This is a genomic window from Streptomyces sp. HNM0574, assembly GCF_012726235.1.
Classification (GTDB): domain Bacteria; phylum Actinomycetota; class Actinomycetes; order Streptomycetales; family Streptomycetaceae; genus Streptomyces.
Genome location: NZ_JAASAH010000007.1, coordinates 1 through 20,843, shown reverse-complemented (window position 1 = coordinate 20,843; position 20,843 = coordinate 1). Strand labels below are relative to the sequence as shown.

At 75.2% G+C, this 20,843-nt stretch carries 11 protein-coding genes; 5 read left to right on the top strand and 6 right to left on the bottom strand.

From position 1 onward, the window contains the following. Nucleotides 1-147: 147 nt before the first annotated feature. The 3 genes from trmB to HCC30_RS14265 form a co-directional block, all read right to left on the bottom strand. Nucleotides 148-891, bottom strand: coding sequence for a tRNA (guanosine(46)-N7)-methyltransferase TrmB (gene trmB, locus HCC30_RS14275; protein ID WP_169442901.1), 744 nt, complete (start codon nt 889-891; stop codon nt 148-150). A gap of 54 nt (nt 892-945) precedes the next feature. Beyond that, nucleotides 946-2,190 (bottom strand): L-2-hydroxyglutarate oxidase, encoded by a 1,245-nt coding sequence (gene lhgO / locus HCC30_RS14270; protein WP_240979602.1) that lies wholly within the window; start codon nt 2,188-2,190, stop codon nt 946-948. 184 nt (nt 2,191-2,374) lie between these two features. Beyond that, on the bottom strand, nt 2,375-3,970 hold the full coding sequence (locus HCC30_RS14265; protein WP_169442900.1) for a sporulation protein: 1,596 nt from the start codon (nt 3,968-3,970) through the stop codon (nt 2,375-2,377). A gap of 1,190 nt (nt 3,971-5,160) precedes the next feature. Here HCC30_RS14265 and HCC30_RS14260 point away from each other — a divergent pair. Together HCC30_RS14260 and HCC30_RS14255 are read left to right on the top strand one after the other, a co-directional pair. After that, nucleotides 5,161-7,467, top strand: coding sequence for an asparagine synthase-related protein (locus tag HCC30_RS14260; RefSeq protein WP_169442899.1), 2,307 nt, complete (start codon nt 5,161-5,163; stop codon nt 7,465-7,467). Between the two features lie 199 nt (nt 7,468-7,666). Next, nucleotides 7,667-11,095: a BTAD domain-containing putative transcriptional regulator gene (locus HCC30_RS14255; protein WP_169442898.1), complete on the top strand. Its 3,429-nt coding sequence runs from the start codon at nt 7,667-7,669 to the stop codon at nt 11,093-11,095. 21 nt (nt 11,096-11,116) lie between these two features. Here HCC30_RS14255 and HCC30_RS14250 read toward each other — a convergent pair whose 3' ends face one another. After that, nucleotides 11,117-13,174 (bottom strand): sigma-70 family RNA polymerase sigma factor, encoded by a 2,058-nt coding sequence (locus HCC30_RS14250; protein WP_169442897.1) that lies wholly within the window; start codon nt 13,172-13,174, stop codon nt 11,117-11,119. Between the two features lie 388 nt (nt 13,175-13,562). After that, on the bottom strand, nt 13,563-14,552 hold the full coding sequence (locus tag HCC30_RS14245; RefSeq protein ID WP_169442896.1) for a helix-turn-helix domain-containing protein: 990 nt from the start codon (nt 14,550-14,552) through the stop codon (nt 13,563-13,565). Nucleotides 14,553-14,954: 402 nt separating this feature from the next. Here HCC30_RS14245 and HCC30_RS14240 point away from each other — a divergent pair, with 402 nt between their 5' ends. Both HCC30_RS14240 and HCC30_RS14235 read left to right on the top strand, forming a co-directional pair. Next, nucleotides 14,955-16,370: an FAD-dependent oxidoreductase gene (locus HCC30_RS14240; protein ID WP_169443110.1), complete on the top strand. Its 1,416-nt coding sequence runs from the start codon at nt 14,955-14,957 to the stop codon at nt 16,368-16,370. Nucleotides 16,371-16,520: 150 nt separating this feature from the next. Continuing rightward, on the top strand, nt 16,521-18,413 hold the full coding sequence (locus HCC30_RS14235; RefSeq protein WP_169442895.1) for a SpoIIE family protein phosphatase: 1,893 nt from the start codon (nt 16,521-16,523) through the stop codon (nt 18,411-18,413). Between the two features lie 73 nt (nt 18,414-18,486). On the opposite strand, the gene HCC30_RS14230 is transcribed toward HCC30_RS14235, so the two are convergent. Continuing rightward, a complete protein-coding gene (locus HCC30_RS14230) occupies nt 18,487-19,806 on the bottom strand; it encodes an MFS transporter (protein WP_169442894.1) in 1,320 nt (439 codons plus the stop codon). A gap of 225 nt (nt 19,807-20,031) precedes the next feature. On the opposite strand from HCC30_RS14230, the gene HCC30_RS14225 reads away from it, so the two are divergent. After that, nucleotides 20,032-20,568 carry a MarR family transcriptional regulator gene (locus HCC30_RS14225; RefSeq protein ID WP_169442893.1) on the top strand — a complete coding sequence of 179 codons (537 nt, stop codon included), beginning with the start codon at nt 20,032-20,034 and terminating at the stop codon, nt 20,566-20,568. Nucleotides 20,569-20,843 lie beyond the last annotated feature (275 nt).

Here is a 20,843-nt window from a genome sequence, read left to right as displayed (position 1 = left end):
CCCTGGGCGAGGGACGTGGTGACCGACCGGCGGCGGGGCACCGCCCGCGCAGCGACCGGCGCTCGGGCGTACTTGCTGCCCCAGCCGTGCGTGCCCCTGGGAGTCACCGCCCGCGCAGCGTCTGGCAACCGAGTGCGTACCGCCCCCTCACACCCGCCGAAACACCACATCTCGCACCACATGCCCCTTGTCGAGCCCCTGGCCCTCGAAGCGGGTGATGGGGCGGTGCGGGGGGCGGGGGGCGAAGCCGCCGTCGGGCTGGGTGTTTTCGTAGGAAGGGTGGGTGGTGAGGACGTCGAGCATCTGGTCCGCGTAGTCCTCCCAGTCGGTGGCGCAGTGGACGAGGGCGCCGGGGCGGAGGCGGTCGGCGACCAGGTCGAGGAACTCGGGCTGGATCAGGCGGCGCTTGTTGTGGCGGGCCTTGGGCCACGGGTCGGGGAAGTAGACGCGCAGGCCGGAGAGGGAGGCGGGGGCGAGCATCGAGCGGAGCAGGATGATCGCGTCGCCGTTGCCGACCCGGACGTTCTCGACGCCCGCCTCCTCCGCGAGGCGGAAGAGGTTGCCCATGCCGGGGGTGTGGACGTCGACGGCGAGGATGCCGGTACCGGGGTCGTCGGCGGCCATCTGGGCCGTCGCCTCGCCCATGCCGAAGCCGATCTCCAGGACGACGGGGAGCTCCGGGTCGCCGAAGAGTTCGCCGAGGTCGAGGGGGCGCAGCCCGTCGATGTCGAAGCCCCAGTGCGGCCAGTGCCGCAGCAGGGCCGCGCGCTGGCCGGTGGTGACGCGGCTGCGGCGCGGCTGGAAGCTGCGGATGCGGCGCTCGTGGTGCGATCCGGCGGGGTCGGCGGCAGGGCCTTCGCCCGGGCGGAACAGGGAGGATTTCTCGGACACAGTCCCCCTACTTTACGAGCCCGCGGCGACCCCCGGCGCACACCCCCGAGCGGATCAGCCGCGCGCTGCCAGCGCCGCCAGGGTGCGGCGGGCGACCTCGCGGCCGATGGGGAGGGAGGCCGTCGCGGCGGGGGACGGGGCGTTGAGCACGTGCACGGTGTGCGGGGCGCCGACGATCAGGAAGTCGTCGACGAGGGTGCCGTCCCGCAGCACCGCCTGCGCCCGCACGCCCGCGGGGGCCGGGACCAGGTCGTCCTCGCTGATCTCCGGGAGCAGCCGCCGTACCTCCCGGGTGAAGGCGCGCTTGGACGCCGAGCGCCGCAGCTCGCCCGCGCCGTACCGCCAGTGCCGTCCGGCGATCCGCCAGGCGCCCGGGTACGCCAGCACCTCGGCGAGCTCGCGCGGGCTGACCGTGCTCCAGTCGTAGCCCTCGCGGGCGAGCGCGGGGACGGCGTTCGGGCCGATGTGGACGCCGCCGTCGACGCCGCGGGTGAGGTGGACGCCGAGGAACGGGAACGCCGGGTCGGGCACCGGGTAGACCAGGCCCCTGACCAGCTGTTCGCGGTGCGGGGCCAGCGCGTAGTACTCGCCGCGGAAAGGCACGATCCGGGCGCCCGGGTCGTCCCCGGCCAGCCGCGCGAGGTGATCGCTGTGCAGGCCCGCGCAGTTGACCATCGCCCGGGCCCGCAGCACGGAACCGCCGGCGGTCTCGCCCGGGGCCCGTACGCGGACGGCGACGCCGCGTCCGGCCCGCCGGTCGACGGCGGTGACCTCGGCGCCGTACCGCACCTCGGCGCCCGCCTGCGCCGCGAGCCGGGCCAGGGTGCCGGCGACGGCGGTGAAGTCGCAGACGCCGGTGGTGCCGACGTGGATGGCGGCGAGGCCGTGCACATGGGGCTCGTACGCGGCGAGCTGGGCCGGGCCGAGTTCGCGGACGGGAATGCCGTGCCGGCGGCCGCGCTGGATCAGCGCGTGCAGCCGCGGCAGCTCCTCGCTGCGGGTGGCGACGATCAGCTTGCCCGTGACGTCGTGCGGAATCCCGTGCTCCGCGCAGAACTTGACCAGCTCGGCCGAGCCCTCCGTCGCGAAGCGCGCCTTCAGCGAGCCGGGGCGGTAGTAGATCCCGCTGTGGATCACCCCGCTGTTCCGCCCCGTCTGGTGCCGGGCCGGGCCCGGCTCCTTCTCCAGGACCACCACCCGTGTACCCGGCGCCTCGCGCACCAGCGCGTACGCGGTGGACAGGCCGACGATGCCGCCGCCGATCACCAGGACGTCGCAGTCGTACCGCTCGGCCGGCAGGGCGGTGGCGGGGCGCTGCTCCGGTGCGGGCGCGCTGCCCCCTCCGTTCCGGAACGGCTCGGGCTGCGGCGGCTGGCTGGACTTCGTCGACACGCCTCTCATCATGAACCGGACCACTGACACCCCGCAGTGGCCCGCCCCACGCCGGCCCCCGCGCTTCCCCGCCGCACCGCCGGAACCGGGATCACGCCGGCGCGAGCAGCGGGCGTGCGCGCTCCCGCAGTTCGACGACGCGCGGCTCGTCGCCGTACGGCTCCAGCCGGTTGAGCAGGTCGCGCACGTACTCCGTGGTGCGGGCCGAGGAGATGCGGCCCGCGACCTCGACGGCGCGGACGCCGGCGGCGCAGGCCGCGTCGAGATTGCCCGACTCCAGTTCGGCCACGGCCGAGACGACCAGGCGCAGGCCGTGCGAGCGGACGAACTCCTCCGTCGGCTTCGACAGCGCCTTCTCGGTGAACCGCCGGACCTGGCGCGGCGCCTTCAGGTCGCGGTAGCACTCGGCGGCGTCGGCGGCGAGCCGGTCGTAGGAGTAGAAGTCGAGCCAGGACGGGTCGCCGTCGCCCTCGCGGGCGCGCTCCAGCCAGCTCTCGGCGGCGGCGAGGGCGACGCCGCAGGCGTGCGCGTCGTTGGCCTTGGCGTGCGCGCGGGCCTCGATGAGCCGGAAGAAGCTCATGGTGCGGGCCGTGGCGAGGCCGCGGTTGCGCTCGATGGCGGCCTGCGCGAGATCGACGCCCTCGTCGGCGAAGCCCCGGTAGGTGGCCTGGAGCGACATGGAGGCCAGCACGTACCCGCCGAGGGGGACGTCGGCGGCGGCGCGGGCGAGCCGCAGCGCCTGGATGTAGTACCGCTGCGCCGCCTCCTGCTGCCCGGTGTCGAAGGCCATCCACCCGGCGAGCCGGGTCAGTTCGGACGCGGCGCCGAACAGCGAACGGCCCACCTCGTCGGTGTACGCGCCGAGCAGCAGCGGGGCCGCGTCGGAGCGGAGGCACTCGGGGACCATCGACGAACGCCAGTCCCCGCCGCCGTACTTGGAGTCCCAGCGGCGGGCCTCCTCGGCGGCCTCGCGCAGCTTCGCCACGTCGCTGTGGCCGACCCGGAGCACGGAGGCGGCCGCGTCGCCCTCCGCCTCGCCGCCGTCCTGCTGCGGCTGACCGCCGTGCGGGGGGCCGCCGTTGGACGCGGCGCCGTTCGGGCCGGGCCGGTCGTGCGGGGCGTCCGCCTCGGCGCCCTCGCCGGAGTGCGGCGCGCGGGAGCCGGGAGGGGCGTGCGAGCTGCCGCCGCCCGCCTTCGCCGCCGTGGCCGGGTCCCGGGCGACGGACGGGTCGGCCGGGGTTATGAGCCAGCGGGACGCGGGCGTCGCGTACGCGCTGACGGCGAAGGAGCCCGCGAGCGACTGCCAGATGCCGCCGCCCCCGCGCCGCCCGGAGTGCAGGTCGAGCCGGTACAGGTCGGTGGCGGCCTTCACCGCAGCGCCCACGTCACGCGGGAACGCCAGGCCCACCTCGGGCGCCGGATCGGCGTCCGCCAGCCCGATCTCGTGCAGCGGGACGGGCCGGCCCAGCTTGCTGCCGATCGCCGCCGCGATCAGATGCGGCGCCGCACCCTGCGGAACCATCCCCTTCGACACCCAGCGCGCCACGGACGTCTTGTCGTAGCGGAGCGTCAGGCCCCGCTGCGCCCCCAAGTCGTTGACCCTGCGGGCGAGTCCGGCGTTGCTGATTCCTGCGAGGGCGAGAACGGTGCCGAGCTTCTCGTTCGGCCCGCGTGACTCCCTGGACATGCGCACCCCTGACACACACCGACGGCCACCCCACCACCCCTGTGCCACCCGGTGACGAGGCACCTCCCTCCCGCGCGGCTCGCGCGGGGTGCCTCCTTGGCTGCTTGCGCGTCGCACACGGCGAGGACGCGGGAGGCACTGGGGACCCAGCGTAGTTCGCCGCATGCCGACCGTTAAGGGGCCTTGTCCCGGATGGCGGGAACTGTGTCCGTACGCGTGTACGTGCACGCGTCACGTGCCAACTGGCCGACGGCGCCCGCGAGTCGGCCGGAACCAGGCCCCCGGGACCCCTTCCCCGGCCACCCCCGCGAGGCACCCCGCGCCCCGCGCGACGGAGCCCCGCCGCGACCGGACGGAGGCACGGAACCGGCAGGTTGGAGGCGTGGGACGGGCAGGTGGGAGAGCCGGACGGAGAGACGGAAAGGGGCGTGGGGGGCGGCGGGGGAGAGCGGAGCGGGGAGCGGGGGAGTGCGGGGGCGCCCTCTGTGCCCGGTGTGCGGTGACGTGCTCCGGGCGTGTGGCTGTGCGCCCGTTCATGCGCCTTTGCGTGGAGAAGGCGTGCGGGTTTGCTGGGTTCCGCGTGGGTCGGTCCGCTGATCTGGACCAGCGGACTGGGGGGATCCGCCACCTCATTCCCCGCGGGTGGCGGTACGGCCCGGGGGGTGATGGTGCCTCCCGGGCTGTGAGGAGACCCCGCGGCCCGCACCGCACCCCGGGCCCGAACGCACTGCGTACGGGCCTGTGTTCGGGTACGCGCGGCCCCTTGTCTCTTCTCGGTCGGCTCGGCCGGCGGCCGTCCGGGTGCCGTGGAGCCTCCGGGGACGCCCCGGCCGGCGCATGAACGGTTCCCCAACTCCCTTCGCTCATCAGATTTTTGGCCGAATGACATCGGTCACCGCGCCGGTGCCGCGTGCCGGAGCCACCGGAATATGCCCGGGCGGAGAGGGCGTGACGGAATCGGATCCGACGCCCGACGCGTGAACTCGTGCGCCCCGCCCGCGCCTCTTGCGCGCCGCTCTCGTGGCAACATGAGCGAGGGAAGCAGGAGTTCACGGCAACAGGTGTTCAGCGGTACGGGGGCCGCCGCCCGCCGGTCCGGTCGTCCGACCGGGCGCGGCGCATCGGGGTGGCACGTCAACGCACAGCTGGACCAGGGTAGTTACCCACTCGGGCAGCGGAGGCGCGCGGCGATGCGATGGTTGGTGGGATGGAGCAGCGCCGCCGCGGGAGGCCCCCCGGAGGGCGGCGGCACCGTCCACCCCGTGGGCGCCCAGCTCCTGTGGGGCGGCCCCGACCCGCTCTGGGCCGTGGGCGACTGGCGCCCCGACGAGATCCGCGTCGTCCGCTCCGAACACGGCCACCGGCTCGCCGTCCTCGGCATCTGCCGGGCCGACGACGCCCAGCTGCGCGCCGCGCTCAACACCGCGAGCGGCGGCGCCTTCCGCCACCTCACGGCCTGGCCCGGCAGCTACACGGCCGTCGCCGCGATCGGCCGCCGCGTCACCGTCACCGCCGACCTCGCCGGGGCCCGGCCCGTCTTCCACACCCCGTGGGCGGGCGGCACCGCCTACGCGACGGCGGCCCTGCCGCTCGCCGACCTCGTCGAGGCCCAGCTCGACGTCGGCCACCTCGGCGCCCTCCTCGCCTGCCCCGACGCCCCCGAGGCGCTCGGCGACGGCACCCCGTACGAGGGCGTGCGCCGCGTCCCGCCCGGGCACGCGCTGATCCTCCGCGAGGGCGGCAGCCGGGAGATCGCCGACTACGAACCCGCCGCCTCCCTCGTCGTCTCGTCCCCCGAACCCACCGATCCCGAGGCCGCCCTCGCGGGCGTGCGGGACGCGCTCGTCGAGGCCGTCCGCACCCGCCTCGCCGCCCCCCGGCACGCCTCCGCACACGACGGGCCCACCGCCGACGTCCCGCCCCCGCGCACCGCCGGCGACGGCCCCGCGGCCCGCACCGACGACGCCCGGACGTATGCCAACGGCGCGCAGCACCACGGCACCAACGGCGCGGCCCGGGGCCGGCGCGACCCCGGCCCCGTGCCCGGGATGGGCCCCGAGGACCGGCGGGCCCGGCGCGGCGCCCCGGCGCCCGGCGTCGGCGCCGACCTGTCCGGCGGGCCCGCCTCCGGCACGCTCGCGCTGCTCGCCGCCGGGCTCCCCGGCGTCCCCGGCACCGTGCACGGCGCGGGCGGCACCGAGGCCGGCGAGCGGCTGCTGGCCGTCACCTTCAACGACCTCGCCACCGTCCCCGCCTCCACCGCGCCCGAACTCGAACGCGCCCGCAGCATGGCCGACAACCCCCGGCTGCACCACCTCGTCGTCACCGGCCACGAGACCGCCCTCCCGTACGCCGACCTGGAGAACGGGCCGCTCGGCGGACCGCTCACCGACGAACCCGGCCCCTCCCTCGTCAGCGCGGTACGCCACCGGCTGCGCCTGGTCGCGGGCAGTTCCGACCACTTCGTCGGACACGGCGCCCGCCAGGTCCTCGACGCCCACCCGGCCCGCCTCGCCGACCTGCTGCTCGACCGGCGGCGCCGCCATCTGCTGCGCCCCGTCGTGGCGTTGGCGCGCGCCGAGGGCGCGGAGGGCGGCGCTCCGGGACGTTCCGTCGGGGTGCCGTGGACGGTGTACCGCGCGGCCCGCCGCCTCGCCCGCACCCCCTACCGCGAGGGCGTCGAGGAACTCGCGGCCCGGCTCCGCGACGGCAGCTTCGCGGGCGGTCCCGCGTCGGGGAAAGGTTCCGGCAGAGGCGAAGGACCCGACGACCCGGACGGCACCGGCTCCGTCCTCGGCTACCCGCTCGACGGCGCCGTCGGCGCCTCCGTCGCCGCCCTCGCCTGGGGACGCCCGGGCCCGGCCGCGCGCTGGCTGACCGGCGAGGCCCTCGCCCAGGTCGCCCTCCGCCTCGAAGCGGCCGCCGCCGCCCGCCCGTACAACGGCCGCCCCGGCGAGCGCCGCGCCCGCGCCGCGCTCGCCCGGCAGGCCGCCGACCACCGCGTCTTCGAGCAGTCGGCCGAGATCCGCAACCAGCGGCTGCACGCGCCGTTCCTCGACAACCAGGTCGTCCGCGCGGCCCGCGCCCTCCCCGAGTCCCTGCGCGTACGCCCCGGCGCCCGCGCCTCCGTGCTGCGCGCCGTCCTCGCGGGCGCGGGCGTCCACGAGCTGCCGCCCGGCTGGGGCGCCCCCACCCACACCACGCACACCGCCGCCGCCCGCGCCGGCATCCGCCTCGCCGCCGACCCGCTGCTCGGCCTCTTCGAGGCGCCGCTCCTCGCCGACGCCGGACTCGTCGAGGCCCGCGTCGTCCGCCGCGCGCTGCACGCCGTCGCCGAGGGCCGGCCCGTCCCCGTCGACGGCCTCGCCGACCTCGTCTCCACCGAGATCTGGCTCCGCCGCCTCCTCGCCCGCCGCGGCACCTGCTGGGCGGGCGCCGACGCACCCCGCCGCCGCGCCGCCACCGCCGTCGGCCCCGCCACCCGCCCGGCCCTCTGATCCGCCGCCGTCCCCTCCCGGGGGACGGGCAGGCGCGCCAGTGGGGTAGGGGACAGGGAGAGGCCGACGCGCAGGGGACGTGGGGGACGTGCGGGAACGCGGGGGAACGGGGCCGTGGACGGGCCGGGGCGACGACGGCCGCACCCGGCCGCGCGGAAAACCAGAGGGAAGAATTGCGACGCTCGGTGACAATGGGGCCGTGCGGTATCTGATCCTGGGCGCCACCGAGGCGCGAGACGATCGCGGTCAGCCGGTGCTCCTCAGAGGCCACCGGCTGCGCGCGCTGCTCGCCGCCCTCGCCCTGCACGCGGACCGCGACGCCGCCGTCCCCGTGGACGTCCTGATCAATGAGGTGTGGGCGGACGGCGCCGCCCTGCCCGACGACGCACCCGCCGCCCTCCAGGCCCTGGTCGGACGGCTGCGCCGGGCGCTGGGCAAGGACGCCGTCCAGTCCCTCCCCGGCGGCTACCGGCTCCGCGCCGCGACGGACGAGGTCGACCTCTTCCGCTTCCGCCGCCTCGCCGCCGAGGGCGAGCACGCCCTCGCCGAAGGCGACCCGGCCACGGCCGCGCGGCTGCTCCGCGCGGCGCTGGCGCTCTGGCGCGGGCCCGCGCTCGCCGACCTGCCGGACCGCACCTCGGCGGCGGCCCGCGCCGAGGCGGTACGCGCCGCGGCGCACCAGTCCCGGGTCACCGCCGACCTCGCGCTCGGCCACGTCGGCCAGGCCCTGCCCGAACTCCGCGAACTCGCCGCCGCCCGGCCCCTGGACGAGCCCCTCCAGGCCCTCCTCGTCCGCACGCTCCGTGACCACGGCCGGACGGCCGAGGCCCTGGAGGCGTACGAACGGGTCCGCCTCGCCATCAGCGAACGCCTCGGCGCCGACCCGGGCACCGAACTCCGCACCCTGCACGCCGAGTTGCTGGCCGCCGTGCCGGACGAGGCGGCTTCCGACGCGGACGGAGACGAGACCGGCCCGCCCGTACAGAACAGGGAAGTTGAGCCACCCGGGGAACCCCGTCCGGCCGGGACGCCCCGCACCGGAAGACCCGAGGCACCCCCCGTCCCGCAGGGCAACCTCCGGGCCCGGCTCACCAGCTTCGTCGGACGGGAGACCGACCTCGGGACGATCCGGCACGAGCTCCGCCGCTTCCGCCTCGTCACCCTCACCGGCCCCGGCGGCTCGGGCAAGACCCGCCTCTCCGAGCAGGCCGCCGCCGCGGCCGCCGCCGACCCCCCGCCGGACGGGACGTCCGCCGCCCGCTACCCGGACGGCGTGTGGATGGCCGAACTGGCGCCGCTCGACCACCCGGCCGCCGTCCCCGGCGCCGTACTCAACGCACTCGGCCGGCGCGGCACCTCACTGTTCACCGGGACGCTGGACACCACGACCGCGCGCACCCAGCTCCACGAGCACGAGCACGACGCCACCGTGCGCCTCGTCGAACACTGCGCCACCCGGCGGCTGTTGCTCGTCCTCGACAACTGCGAGCACGTCATCGACGCCGCCGCCCAGCTCGCCGAGACGCTGCTCGCGCACTGCCCCGGGCTGACGGTGCTGGCGACGAGCCGGGAGCCGCTCGGCGTCCCCGGCGAGGCCGTCCGCCCCGTGGAACCGCTGCCTCCGGCCCCGGCGCACCGGCTGTTCACCGACCGCGCCGTCGCCGCCCGCCCGGACTTCCGGGCCGAGGAGGACCCGGCCGCCGTCGCCGAGATCTGCCGCCGCCTCGACGGGCTCCCGCTCGCCATCGAACTGGCCGCGGCCCGGCTCCGCTCGCTCACCCCGCGCCAGATCGCCGACCGCCTCGACGACCGCTTCCGGCTGCTGACCAGCGGAAGCCGGACGGTCCTGCCCCGCCAGCAGACCCTGCGCGCCGTCGTCGACTGGTCCTGGGACCTGCTCGACGAGCCCGAACGCACCGTCGTACGCCGCCTGTCCGTCTTCTCCGGCGGCTGCACCCTGCCCGCCGCCGAACAGGTCTGCGCCGACGCACCGCACCCCGGAACGGAAGCCGGGATCGCGCGGGAGGACGTGCTCGGCATCCTGGGCTCGCTCGTCGACAAGTCGATCCTCATCGCCGACCACCCCCGCGACACTGCTCCGGAACCCGGCGGCGACTCCGGCATCCGCTACCGCATGCTGGAGACCATCCACGAGTACGCGCAGGAGCGCGCCGCCGAGCATCCCGCCGACCGGGAGGCGGCCGAACGGCGGCACACCGGCGAGATCGTGCGCATGGTCGAGGAGGCCGCGCCCCGTCTCCGCTCCGCCGGGCAACTCACCTGGCTCCGCCGCCTGGAGGCCGACCTCGACAACGTCCGCTCGGCACTGCACCGCTCCCTGGAGACGGGCGGGACGGACGCCGTCCTCGCCCTCGTGCGCGGCATGGGCTGGTTCTGGTGGCTGCGCAACTACCGCGACGAGGGCGGCAGTTGGGCCGGCCACTCGTTCGCCCTGCTGCCCGCCGAGGCCGACGCCCGCGACGAGGAGCAGGAGCTGGCCTACCGCGAACTCCAGCTGCTCCGCTACTTCCTGCACGCCGAACAGGGCGACCACGCCTCGCTCCGGGACGAGCACCACCTCGCCGTCGCCCGCGAACTCGTCACCTACTTCAGCCGCGGGGAACCGGCCTCCGCCCGCTTCCCCGGCATGCTCTGGCCGTTCGCCGCGTACTTCGTCGAGGGCAGCCGGGGCGTGCTGCGGCACATGGACGTCGCCGTCGAGGCGTGCCGCCGGTACGGCGGACGCTGGGAACTGGCCGTCATGCTGCTCTTCCAGTCCCACGTCCGGATCGACAGCCGCGAGGGCATCGACGTCCTCGACGACGTCCTCCCGGAGATCGAACGGCTCGCGCACTCCACCGGGGACCGCTGGCTGATCGGCCAGGTCTGCGGACTGCGCGCCGAAATGGCCGCCCAGTACGGCCGGTACGCGCTGGCGCGCCACGAGTACGAGGCGTCCCTCCGGCACGCCCGGCAGCTCGGCGCGCTCACCGAACTCCCCTTCATCCTGGTGCGGATCGCCGAGATCTGCTTCCGCGAGGGCGACTCCGCCGAGGCCGAGAAGATCGTCCGCCGCGCGATCGAGGACGCGGAAGGACTCGGCGTCAACGACGCGGGCACCTACGGCTCCTTCCTCGCCGCAGTCATCGCCCTGGACAACGGCGACATCCCCGCGGCCCGCGAACTCCACCGCCAGGCAGGCGAGTTCGCCGCCATCGGCACCCCGCCGACGATGTTCGAGGTCGCGATGCTCTCCACCGAGGGCCGCATCACGGCGGCCGAGGGCGGCTCCCCGCACGATGCCGTCCGCTGCGTACGCGACGCGCTGCGCCGCGCCGTCGAGGCGGGCTCCCCCGACCTCCTCGTCGCGAGCGTCCTGCTGCACGCCGCCACCGTCACCCTGAGCGCCGGCGCCCCCGTCACGGCGGTACGGCTGGCGGACGCCGCCGTGACCCGGCGCGGCGACCTCGCCGCCGGAGTGCCCGAGGAACGGCAGGACGCCGAGGTCCGCGCGGGCGCGGGGGAGCGGGCCCGGACCGAGGCGGCCCGCACCCCGGACGTACCCGACCCGGAGCAGGCCGCCGACCTCCTCGACACCCTGCTCACCACCCTGAGCCCCGCCGGGTGACCGGCCCGGAACCGCCGGACGTCAGCAGGTGATACGGGAGTTGAGCCAGTCCGCGAGGGCCGCCGTGTCCAGCGGGCCGTGCGGTTCGACCTGAAGCCGGAGCGTGCGCACCCCGTCCAGCGGGACGTGCACCGGCACCGGCTCCTCCCGGGCCTTCACCACCGGCGAGGACCACAGCTGCCTGCCGTCCCCGTGCACCAGGAACCGGACGGCGCCCCTGCCGAGGGTCATGTCGTCCACCCCGGCGAGCGCGTCGTAGGCCGTGCAGGAACGGTTCAGGTCGATGGTGACCGAGGAGGGCGCGTGCACCGTGATCCCGTGGTCGTAGCGGGTGCCGTCGACGTGCAGGCCCCAGCGCTGCCACAGCCAGCTGCTCTCGCCGGTGCGGACGGTGGGCGCCTGCTCTGTGTCCTCCCCGCCGGAACCGTCCCCGTCCGTGCCGTCCCCGCCGGGGACACCGGGGACGCCGTCGTTCTCGTCCCCGCCGCCGGGCAGCTTGTCCTTCCAGTCGTCGAAGACGTCCCACTGGAGGGAGTTGAGCTGGTAGTCGGCGGGCGGCTCCGGTGTGGGGGTCGGCGTGGGCGTGGGCGTCGGGGTGGGCGTCGGAGTCGGGGTCGGCGTGGGTGTCGGGGTGGGTGTGGGCTCCGGCGGCGGTTCCGGCGCGGGCTCCGGCGGCGGCTTCGGCGCCGGAGGCTCCGGTTTCGGTTCCGGTTCCGGCGGCTCGGGGGCCGGAGCCGGGGCGGAGGAGGCGGGCGGCGGATCGGCCACCGGCTCCTTCGGCTTCTCCCCGGCCATCATCGCCAGCGCCACCGCGACCCCGGCCGCCGTCACCGCGCTCGTCGCGATGCCGATCTTCACCGGGGTGCCGAGCCCCTCCGAGGCCGCGCCGCCCGCGGCACCGCCCGCACCCGCACCGCCCGCGATACCGCCGGCCGCGGCGGCCGTACCCGCCGCACCCGCGGCCCCGGCCGCGCCCGTGCCCGTGAGCAGGGCGCCAAGTGCCTTGGCCCCACTGGCCGTTGCGAACCAGCCGATGAGCGCCACGGGGACGACGAGCCGGATCCGCTCGTTGAGGTTGAGCACCTCGGCCGCGGCCTCACGGCAGCGGACACAGCCGTCCAGGTGCTTGCGCAGCCCCACCTCGGCCCGCATCCGCAGCCCGCCCCGCGCGTACGCGCCGAGCCGGTCCGCGTACCGCGCGCAGTCCCCGCCCGCGGTGAGCGAGGTGCTGACGTGCGCCTGCAGGTACGCCTTCTTCAGGTTCTCCCGCGCCCGGTGCGCGGCGACGGCCGTCGCGTTGTCCGACAGCCCGAGCAGCGGGGCGACGTCCCGCGGCTTCGCGTCCTCCACGGCCGTGTGCCACAGGACCATCTGGTCCTTCTCCGACAGACTCTTGAACGCCTTGACGACGATGCTCTGTTCGGCCTCCTGCATCGCCCGCACGTCGGCACCCAGGTCGAGGGTGTCGTCGTCCGCCGCGGCCGCCGCCCTGGCCTGGGACTGCGCGAACACCGCGAAGTCCTCGACGAGGTCCTCGCGCTTCTGCGTCTTCGCCCACGCCGCGGCGACGTGCCGCACCGAGGTGAGCAGATAGGCCCGCACCGAGGTCTCGGGCCCCTTGCCGCCCCGCACCGCCTGGAGCGTACGGGCGAAGACCTCGCCCGTCAGGTCGTCCGCGGTGTGCGCGTCCCGGCAGCAGGTGCGGGCGTAGCGGCGCACCGCCTCGGCATGACGCCGGTACAGCTCGTCGTACGCGCCGTCGTCGTTCCCCTCGCCCTTCCGCATCCGCGCGATGAGCTCGGCGTCGGACGGGCCGCCGCCCGGCGGACGCTCGGCCGCCGGCGTCCCCGGACTCCCGGAATCCGCCTGCTGCTTGCGCCCGCGACGGCGCTGCCGCGGCACGCTCCGCCCGGCCTCCGCACCGGCACCCGGGGACCCGTCCCCGCCGCCGTCGGAGGGCGGGGTCACGGTCTCCTCACCGGAGGTCGGACCGCCCTGTTCGGGCACCAGAGGTGCCGGAGGACCCGCGCCGTCGTGGCGCGCCTGGTTCTCCGCATCCCTACGTTCACCAGACCCCATGAGAGGCGCCCCCGTACACGCTGCTACCGCCAAGCACCGGGCCAGAGTGCCACAGCCCGGTGAAGGGGCCGCCGTTCGGTCCCGGCAACCACCCTTCCGAGCACGCCGGCACGCGGCCGCGGTGCGCTTCCGTATCTCGGGTGCATCATCCCCGAGCGCGTCGCACACCGCCCGGCTTTGCACAAGAACGTTGCGGAACCCGGAAGTTCTGCGGTAATTGCCGCCCCTTTGTCCCGCGCGCACCGCCACCCCGCACGACACCGCACTCGCACCCCCGCACACCGGCACGGCCGGCCGGCACCCGCCGACGACGTGACCTCACACGAGGACGGAGCCGGCCCCGGAGCCGGCGAGGACCCCGGAGCGCCGACGGACGGCGGGCGGGACGTCAGCGCGCGGCGCGCGGCCGCAGGCCCTCCAGCAGCAGCTCCAGCAGCCGCCTGGACGCCGCCGCCTGCTGGCCCGCGTCCGGCAGCGGAGGCGCGGCCGTGGCGAGCACCAGCAGGACGTCGCGCACCGTGACGTCCTCCCGCAGCTCTCCCGCGTCCCGCGCGCGCTGCACCAACTCGCCGACCAGACCGAGTAGTTCGGCCGAACCCGAGTCGTCCTCGGCGGGCACCGACGGCGTCCCGGGAAGCCGCTCCGCGTCCGGCGCCGGACGCTGCCCCACGAGCCGCGGCTCGCCGGGACCCGGCTGCCCGGCCCGCCCCGAGACCTCGCCACGGGCGGCGCCCTCCGCCGCGACGTGCCGCTGCTGCGGCACCCGCACGCCCTCGTCCTCCGCACGCCCGGAGACCGCGCCCGTACCGCCCGTACCGCCCGTCCCGTCCGGCGCCCCGTCACCCCAGGGCTCGGCCCGGAGTATCGGCGGCGGCAGCAGCCTGCCCGCGCCCGAGGCCGCCGACGTCCGCAGGAAGCGCGCCAGCGCCGACCACGGGTCGGCCTCCTGGTCCAGCGCCGCCTGCGCCTGCTCGGCCAGCCGCGCCGTCTCCTCCCGCGCTATCCGCCGGACCAGTACGTCCTTGCTCGGGAAGCGGCGGTAGACCGTGCCGACTCCGACGCGCGCCCGGCGGGCGACGTCCTCCATCGGCGCGCCGTAACCCAGCTCGCCGAAGACCTCGCGCGCGGCCCGCAGGACGTGTTCGAGATTGCGCTTCGCGTCGACCCTGGTCGGCGCGGGCCGCTCGCCCTCCTCGACGCCGGCCGCGACCGGCCCGTCAGTCGCCTGCCCCGGGAGGACGCCCGTGGCCGCCCGCTCGGTGAACGCGGCCGCCCCCTCCGGGACCGTGTCCGCGCCGGAACGCGTCCCGCCCGCGGCCGGGTCGACGGCCGCCTCGGCGTGGGGACGTGTCGTGTGCTGAATGCCCTGGATGTGCATATGTGTTCCCCCGGTAATCCATGTCTCCCCCCGGAGACCCCCCGTTCCGTACCATCCGGTGCCGTCCGTGCCGGTCGCCACATACCGCACCCGATGAGCTACGAACATAGTTGAGGGCTGGTCAGGAGAGAAGAGGGTAGCCCGCCCGGGGCCCCGGCCCGCCCCGGCCGATCCCCCACCACCCGCTCCCCGAACCGCCCCCACGCCCCCCTCCACCCGCCATGAGCTGCGAGGACACCACCGGAGCCGCCCCGTACCGCCGAGCGGAGCTTTCACCTCCACCGGTCACACAAGTTCGTGTGCCTGTGGACAAACCCCGGACCGCGGGTGCGTCATGGACGGGTGACGAAGGCGACGAAGGAACCTGCGCGCATCCTCGTGATCGGCGGCGGCTACGTGGGCATGTACACCGCCCTCCGCCTCCAACAAAAGCTCAGGCGGCAGCTGAAGCGGAACGGCTGGGCCGCCCCCGCGCCCGGCACAACTCCCGCCCCACGAACGGAAACCGGAGCGGAGCCCGCGCAGCCCCCCGACGCCGTGCAGATCGTCGTCGTCAGCCCCGACCCGTACATGACGTACCAGCCGTTCCTGCCCGAGGCCGCCGCCGGATCGATCTCGCCGCGCCACGTCGTCGTCCCGCTGCGCCGCGTCCTGCCGCACTGCCAAGTCGTCGTCGGCGAGGCCGAGTCCGTCGACCACGAACGCCGCGTCGCGCACATCAGGACGCTCGCCACCGAGGAGGAGGGCGGCGGCACCGTCGAGCTCCCCTACAGCGAACTCGTCCTCGCACCCGGCTCCGTCTCCCGCACCCTCCCCGTGCCCGGCCTCGCCGAGCACGGCATCGGCTTCAAGACCGTCGAGGAGGCCATCGGACTGCGCAACCACGTCCTGGAACAGCTCGACATCGCCTCCTCCACCCGCGACCCCGCCGTCCGCGACTCCGCGCTGACCTTCGTCTTCGTCGGCGGCGGCTACGCGGGCGTCGAAGCCCTCGCCGAACTGGAGGACATGGCCCGCTACGCCTGCCGCTACTACCACAACCTCCGCCCCGACGAGATGAAGTTCCTGCTCGTCGAGGCCAGCGACCGCATCCTCCCCGAAGTCGGCGAGGAGATGGGCCGGTACGCACTGCGCGAGCTGCGCGGCCGCAACATCGACGTACGCCTGGAGACCCGCCTCGAATCCTGCGAGAACCGCGTCGCCGTCCTCGACGACGGCTCCCGCCACCCCGCCCGCACCCTGGTCTGGACGGCCGGCGTGAAACCGCACCCCGTCCTCGCCGCCTCCGGACTGCCGCTCAACGGCAGAGGCCGGCTCGACTGCACCGCCCAACTCCGCGTCGCCGGCGTCGAACACGCCTGGTCGGCGGGCGACGCCGCCGCCGTCCCCGACCTCGTCGCCGAGGAGGCGGGCACCCCCGGCGCACTCTGCGCCCCCAACGCCCAGCACGCCGTACGCCAGGCCCGCCGCCTGGCCGACAATCTCGCCGCCTCCCTACAGGGAGCCGAGCCGACCGACTACCGTCACGCCTACGCGGGATCGGTCGCCTCCCTCGGGCTGCACAAGGGCGTCGCGCACGTCTACGGGCGGAAGCTGAAGGGCGTACCGGCCTGGTTCATGCACCGGGCGTACCACCTCAGCCGCGTGCCCACCGTCAACAGAAAGGCCCGCGTGCTCGCCGAATGGACCCTTGCGGGGCTCTTCAAACGGGAGATCGTCTCCCTCGGCTCGCTCGAACACCCCCGCGCCGAGTTCGAGAGCGCGGCCGGCGGCAAGGGCGACGGGAACGCCGAGACGGGCCCGGCGCACGGCAGTTGAGGGACCCCGGCGGCGGGCCGAGCCCGCGGCGGATGTCAGCACAGCGGAGCACACTGCTCGTGTGACCATGGGTTGACCCGCATCTGCACAGAGTGACAACGCGACGGCCCGCCCCGGGCCGTACCCGGACAACACAAGGAATCGGACGACGTGAACTTCACGCGCTGGAGCGCCCGACTGCCCGGCACACAGCGGCGTACTGCCGCCGCGCAGGCAGCCACGCGGGCGCGGCAGCAGTCCGACAGCGGCGGCACCCCGCCCGGACGCGGCACCTCCCGCACCGCGGACCCCCACCCGGACGCACCTGCGGAGCCCCACCCCACCGCTGCCGGCACCGACCGGCCCACCGGCCACGAAGGGGAGCCGGCACAGGGCGCACGCCCCGCCGAAAGCGCCGACCCCACGTCCCCCGCGCCCGCCGACGCCTCCGTTCCCCCGGCCCGCGGCGGCCCCGCACCCGACCCCGCCGCCACCGAAGCGCCCGCCCCGCACAGCGCCCTGGTCACCCGCAGCATCGACGCGCTGTCCGTGCACGACCTGCTCGGCCAGGTCCCCGCCCTCGCCGCCGTCGTGCACGGCCCCGACCACCGCATCGCCTACGTCAACGACGCCTACACCGAACTCTTCGGCCCCCGGCCGCCCGGCGCCGCCGCCCGCGACGCCCTGCCCGAACTCGTCGAACTCGGCCTCCTCCCGCTCATGGACCAGGTGCTGCGCGGCGGCAAGCCCCGCACCGTCAAGTCCCGCCGCGTACCCGGCACCCGCCGCGCCCCCGGCGGCCCCCACCACGACCCCGCACGCGACGGCTTCTACACCTTCACCTGCACCCCCATCACCGCCGCCGGCGACAACGGGGTCCTCATCTTCGCCGCCGACGTCACCGACCAGGTCGAATCCGCCGAACGCCTCCGCGCCAGCGAACGCCGCCAGCGCGAAGCCGCCGTCACCCTCCAGCGCAGCCTCCTCCCGCAGGAACTCGAACAGCCCGACGACCTCCGCGTCGCCGCCACGTACCAGCCGGGCGGTACGGAAGCCGCCGTCGGCGGCGACTGGTACGACGTCATCACCCTCGGCGCCGGCCGCACCGCCCTCGTCATCGGCGACGTCATGGGCCGCGGCGTCCGCGCCGCCGCCGTCATGGGCCAGCTCCGCACCGCCGTCCGCGCCTACGCCCGCCTCGACCTGCCACCCCACGAGGTGCTCCAACTCCTCGACGGACTCGCCGCCGAGATCGATTCCAGCCAGATCGCCACCTGCGTCTACGCCGTCCACGACCCCAACGAGCAACGCCTCGACTACGCCTCCGCAGGCCACCTCCCCGTCGTCGTCCGCACCCCCGACGGCACCGTCTGCCGCGCCCCCGAACCGACCGGCCCGCCCCTCGGCACCGGCGGCTGGCAGCACACCTCCGCCGCCCTGCCCTTCACCCCGGGATCCGCCGCCGTCCTCTACACCGACGGCCTCGTCGAACGCCGCGACGCCGACATCGACGACGGAGTCGAAGCCCTGGAACACGCCTTCGCCGGCGCCACCGGAGCCCCCGAGGTCATCTGCGACCGCCTGCTCCGCTCCCTCGGCATCACCGCCGAACACGACGACGACGTCGCCGTCCTCGTCCTCCAGCACCCGGAACGCACCGGAGCCGACGCCGAGCTGTTCCACAACGCCGCGCTCGACCTGCTCGGCGGCACCGAAGCCGCCCCGCGCGCCCGCGCCTTCGCCTCCGGAGTCCTCTCCTCCTGGCGCTTCCCCCGCGAACTGCACGACCTCGGCGTCCTCGCCGCCAGCGAACTCGTCGCCAACTCCCTCCAGCACGGCACCCCGCCCATGCGGCTCCGCCTGCGCCGCACCGACCGGCGGCTGATCGTCGAGGTCACCGACGGCAACGAACACCTCCCGCGCCGCCGCCGCGCAGAAGCCGTGGACGAGGCCGGCCGCGGCATCTCCATCGTCGCCACCATCGCCTCCGCCTGGGGCTCCCGCCGCACCCCCGACGGCGGCAAGGCCGTCTGGTGCGAATTCGCCCTCCCCGGCGACACCTGACCCGTCCGCCGCACACGCAGAAGGGCCGGGCAGGACCCCTCAGGTCCCGCCCGGCCCCTCACGACCGCCCCGCTCAGCGCACGCCGGCCGTCTCCAGCTCCCCGGTCTCCCGGTGCACACCGTCCGCCGGCTCACCCGAGGCCACCACCGTCGAGGCCCGGTACGGCAGATCCTGCGCGGACGTCAGCCTCCGCCGCAGCACCAGCGCCAGCACACTCACCCCGATCGAGCACAGCACCAGCATCACGATGTACGCCGCGAACGCACCGCCCGCGGCCATCAGCCCGCCCACGGCCGGACCGACCGCCAGCGCCAGCTGCTTCACCAGCGCGAACGCCGAGTTGTACTGCCCCACCAGCCGGTTCGGCGCCAGATCCGCCACCAGCGGAGCCACCGTCGGCGACAACAGCGCCTCACCCAGCCCGAACAGGGCGTACGTCGAGATCAGCAGCGCCGTCGCGACCGCCTGCGCGCCGTGCACGAGCCCCGACGCACCCGCCGCCAGCCAGGCCACCGTCCAGATCATCCCCACGAACGCGATCACCCGCGTACGCCGCTGCCGCTCCACGAGCTTCAGCACCGCGAACTGCGCGATGACGATGACGGCGGTGTTGGCCGCCAGCGCCATGCCCAGCGTCGAGGTCGACACATGGCTGACCTCCACCGCGTACGCGGCGAGCCCCGACTCGAACTGCCCGTAGCAGGCGAAGAAGATCACGAACCCGAGCACGCACAGCAGCACCATCGACCGGTCCTGCAGCAGCACAGCCCAGCCCCCGTGCGGCTTCGCCTTTCCGGCCCCGGTCACCACGTCGGCCCGCGGAGCGGCGGGCAGCCGCACGGTCGAGAAGACGGCCGCCAGCACCAGGAACATCGTCGCCTCGACGGTGAACAGCAGCGTGAAGCTCGACGGAGAGGTGTCGTCCACCAGCAGCCCGCCGATCAGCCCGCCGATACCCAGGCCGAGGTTGTTGAGGAAGAACTGCGTCGCGAAGGCACGCGAGCGCGTCGTCGTGGTCGAGCACCGGACGATCATCGTCGCGAGCGCGGGCTGCAGCACCGCGATACCCGCACCCATCAGCCCCGCCGAGGCCAGCACGGACGGCGCCGTCGAGGACAGCCCGAAGCCCAGCGCACCGGCGGCCGCCGCGAACGCACCGAGGTACGCCACCGGCATCGGCCCGCGCCGGTCGATCACCCGCCCGGTGAAGGGCAGGACCGCGAGCGCGGCCGCGGCGAAGACCGCCAGCACGGCGCCGGCGGTGGTGTCGCCCAGGTCGCGCACCCGCGAGGTGTAGACGAAGAGGTACGGCATCGTGAAGCCGTTGCCGAACGCCGCGAGGGCGTTCCCGAGCTGGATCCGGCGCAGAGTCGCGCCCAGTGCCGCGGTCACACTCACCTTCCTTGCAGAACAGGCCCCGGCCCGGCCGGGACGAACGATCGGATCCGCGGGAGCCCCCGCGCGGCCCCGCCCCGCACCGGCAGCACGCGCCGGCCGTACGGAGAGGGGGACGAACCTCGGCGGAAGACGCGGCAGAGTTCAACGCTAAAGTTCGACGCTAAAGTCTACACAGAGCAAGGCTTCAAGGCGAACAGCTGCCATGGAATACTCCGCACCATGCCGGAGCCCGAACCCACCCTCGACGAACAGATCGCGATCTACCAGCGCGAATACCGCGACCTGGACCCCCAGGTGGAGAAGGTCGTCAACGCAGTCAGCCGCCTCGACCGACGCCTGAGCGTCGCCTACGGACGCCAGCTCGCCACCCTCGGCCTGGGCAGCGCCGAGTACGAAGTGCTCAAGGCGCTGGTGATGGCGGGCCGGCCGTACCAGCTGTGGCCCGGCACCATCGCCCGCCGCCTCGGCCTCACCCCCGCCGCGATGACCCACCGCATCGACCGCATGCTCGACCAGGGCCTGGTCACCAGGGAACGCGACCCCGACAACCGCGTACGCGTCATCGTCGGCATCACCGACGAGGGCCGCGAGAAGTGGCTCCAGGTCATGCGCAAGGCATCCGTCTTCGAGGAGGAACTCCTCCAGGACTTCGGCGGCGACGAACGGGCCCAGCTCGGCGACTTCCTGACCCGCCTGCTGCGCCGCGTCGAGCACGCCCAGCCGGACGCCGGCGGCCGCCTCACCGACCTGGACTGACGCGGCCGACGCCGTCCCGCCGGCCTCGGTTGACACGGGGTTCACGGATCCGTAGTGTTCTCCGAGTTGCCAGCGAGCCGATGCGCTCCCCGGCAGCACTCCTCGCCGTCCGACGGCAACCCATTACTTCAGCACGATCCCCCTTTTCCGGGGCGGATTGTCGTGTGCTCGCGTCCCTGGGACACGTGTGTACGCAATTCGATTCCGCCGGCTCGATTTTGAGCCTCCGGGAAGATCCACTAAAGTAAAGGCCAACGCCGGAAGGCGCCCCGCCG

Coding starts and splice junctions, on each gene's coding strand:
- HCC30_RS14265 (WP_169442900.1), bottom strand. CDS start 3,970: ATGTCCAGGGAGTCACGCGGGCCGAACGAGAAGCTCGGCACCGTTCTC.
- HCC30_RS14260 (WP_169442899.1), top strand. CDS start 5,161: ATGCGATGGTTGGTGGGATGGAGCAGCGCCGCCGCGGGAGGCCCCCCG.
- HCC30_RS14250 (WP_169442897.1), bottom strand. CDS start 13,174: ATGGGGTCTGGTGAACGTAGGGATGCGGAGAACCAGGCGCGCCACGAC.
- HCC30_RS14245 (WP_169442896.1), bottom strand. CDS start 14,552: ATGCACATCCAGGGCATTCAGCACACGACACGTCCCCACGCCGAGGCG.
- HCC30_RS14240 (WP_169443110.1), top strand. CDS start 14,955: ATGTACACCGCCCTCCGCCTCCAACAAAAGCTCAGGCGGCAGCTGAAG.
- HCC30_RS14225 (WP_169442893.1), top strand. CDS start 20,032: ATGCCGGAGCCCGAACCCACCCTCGACGAACAGATCGCGATCTACCAG.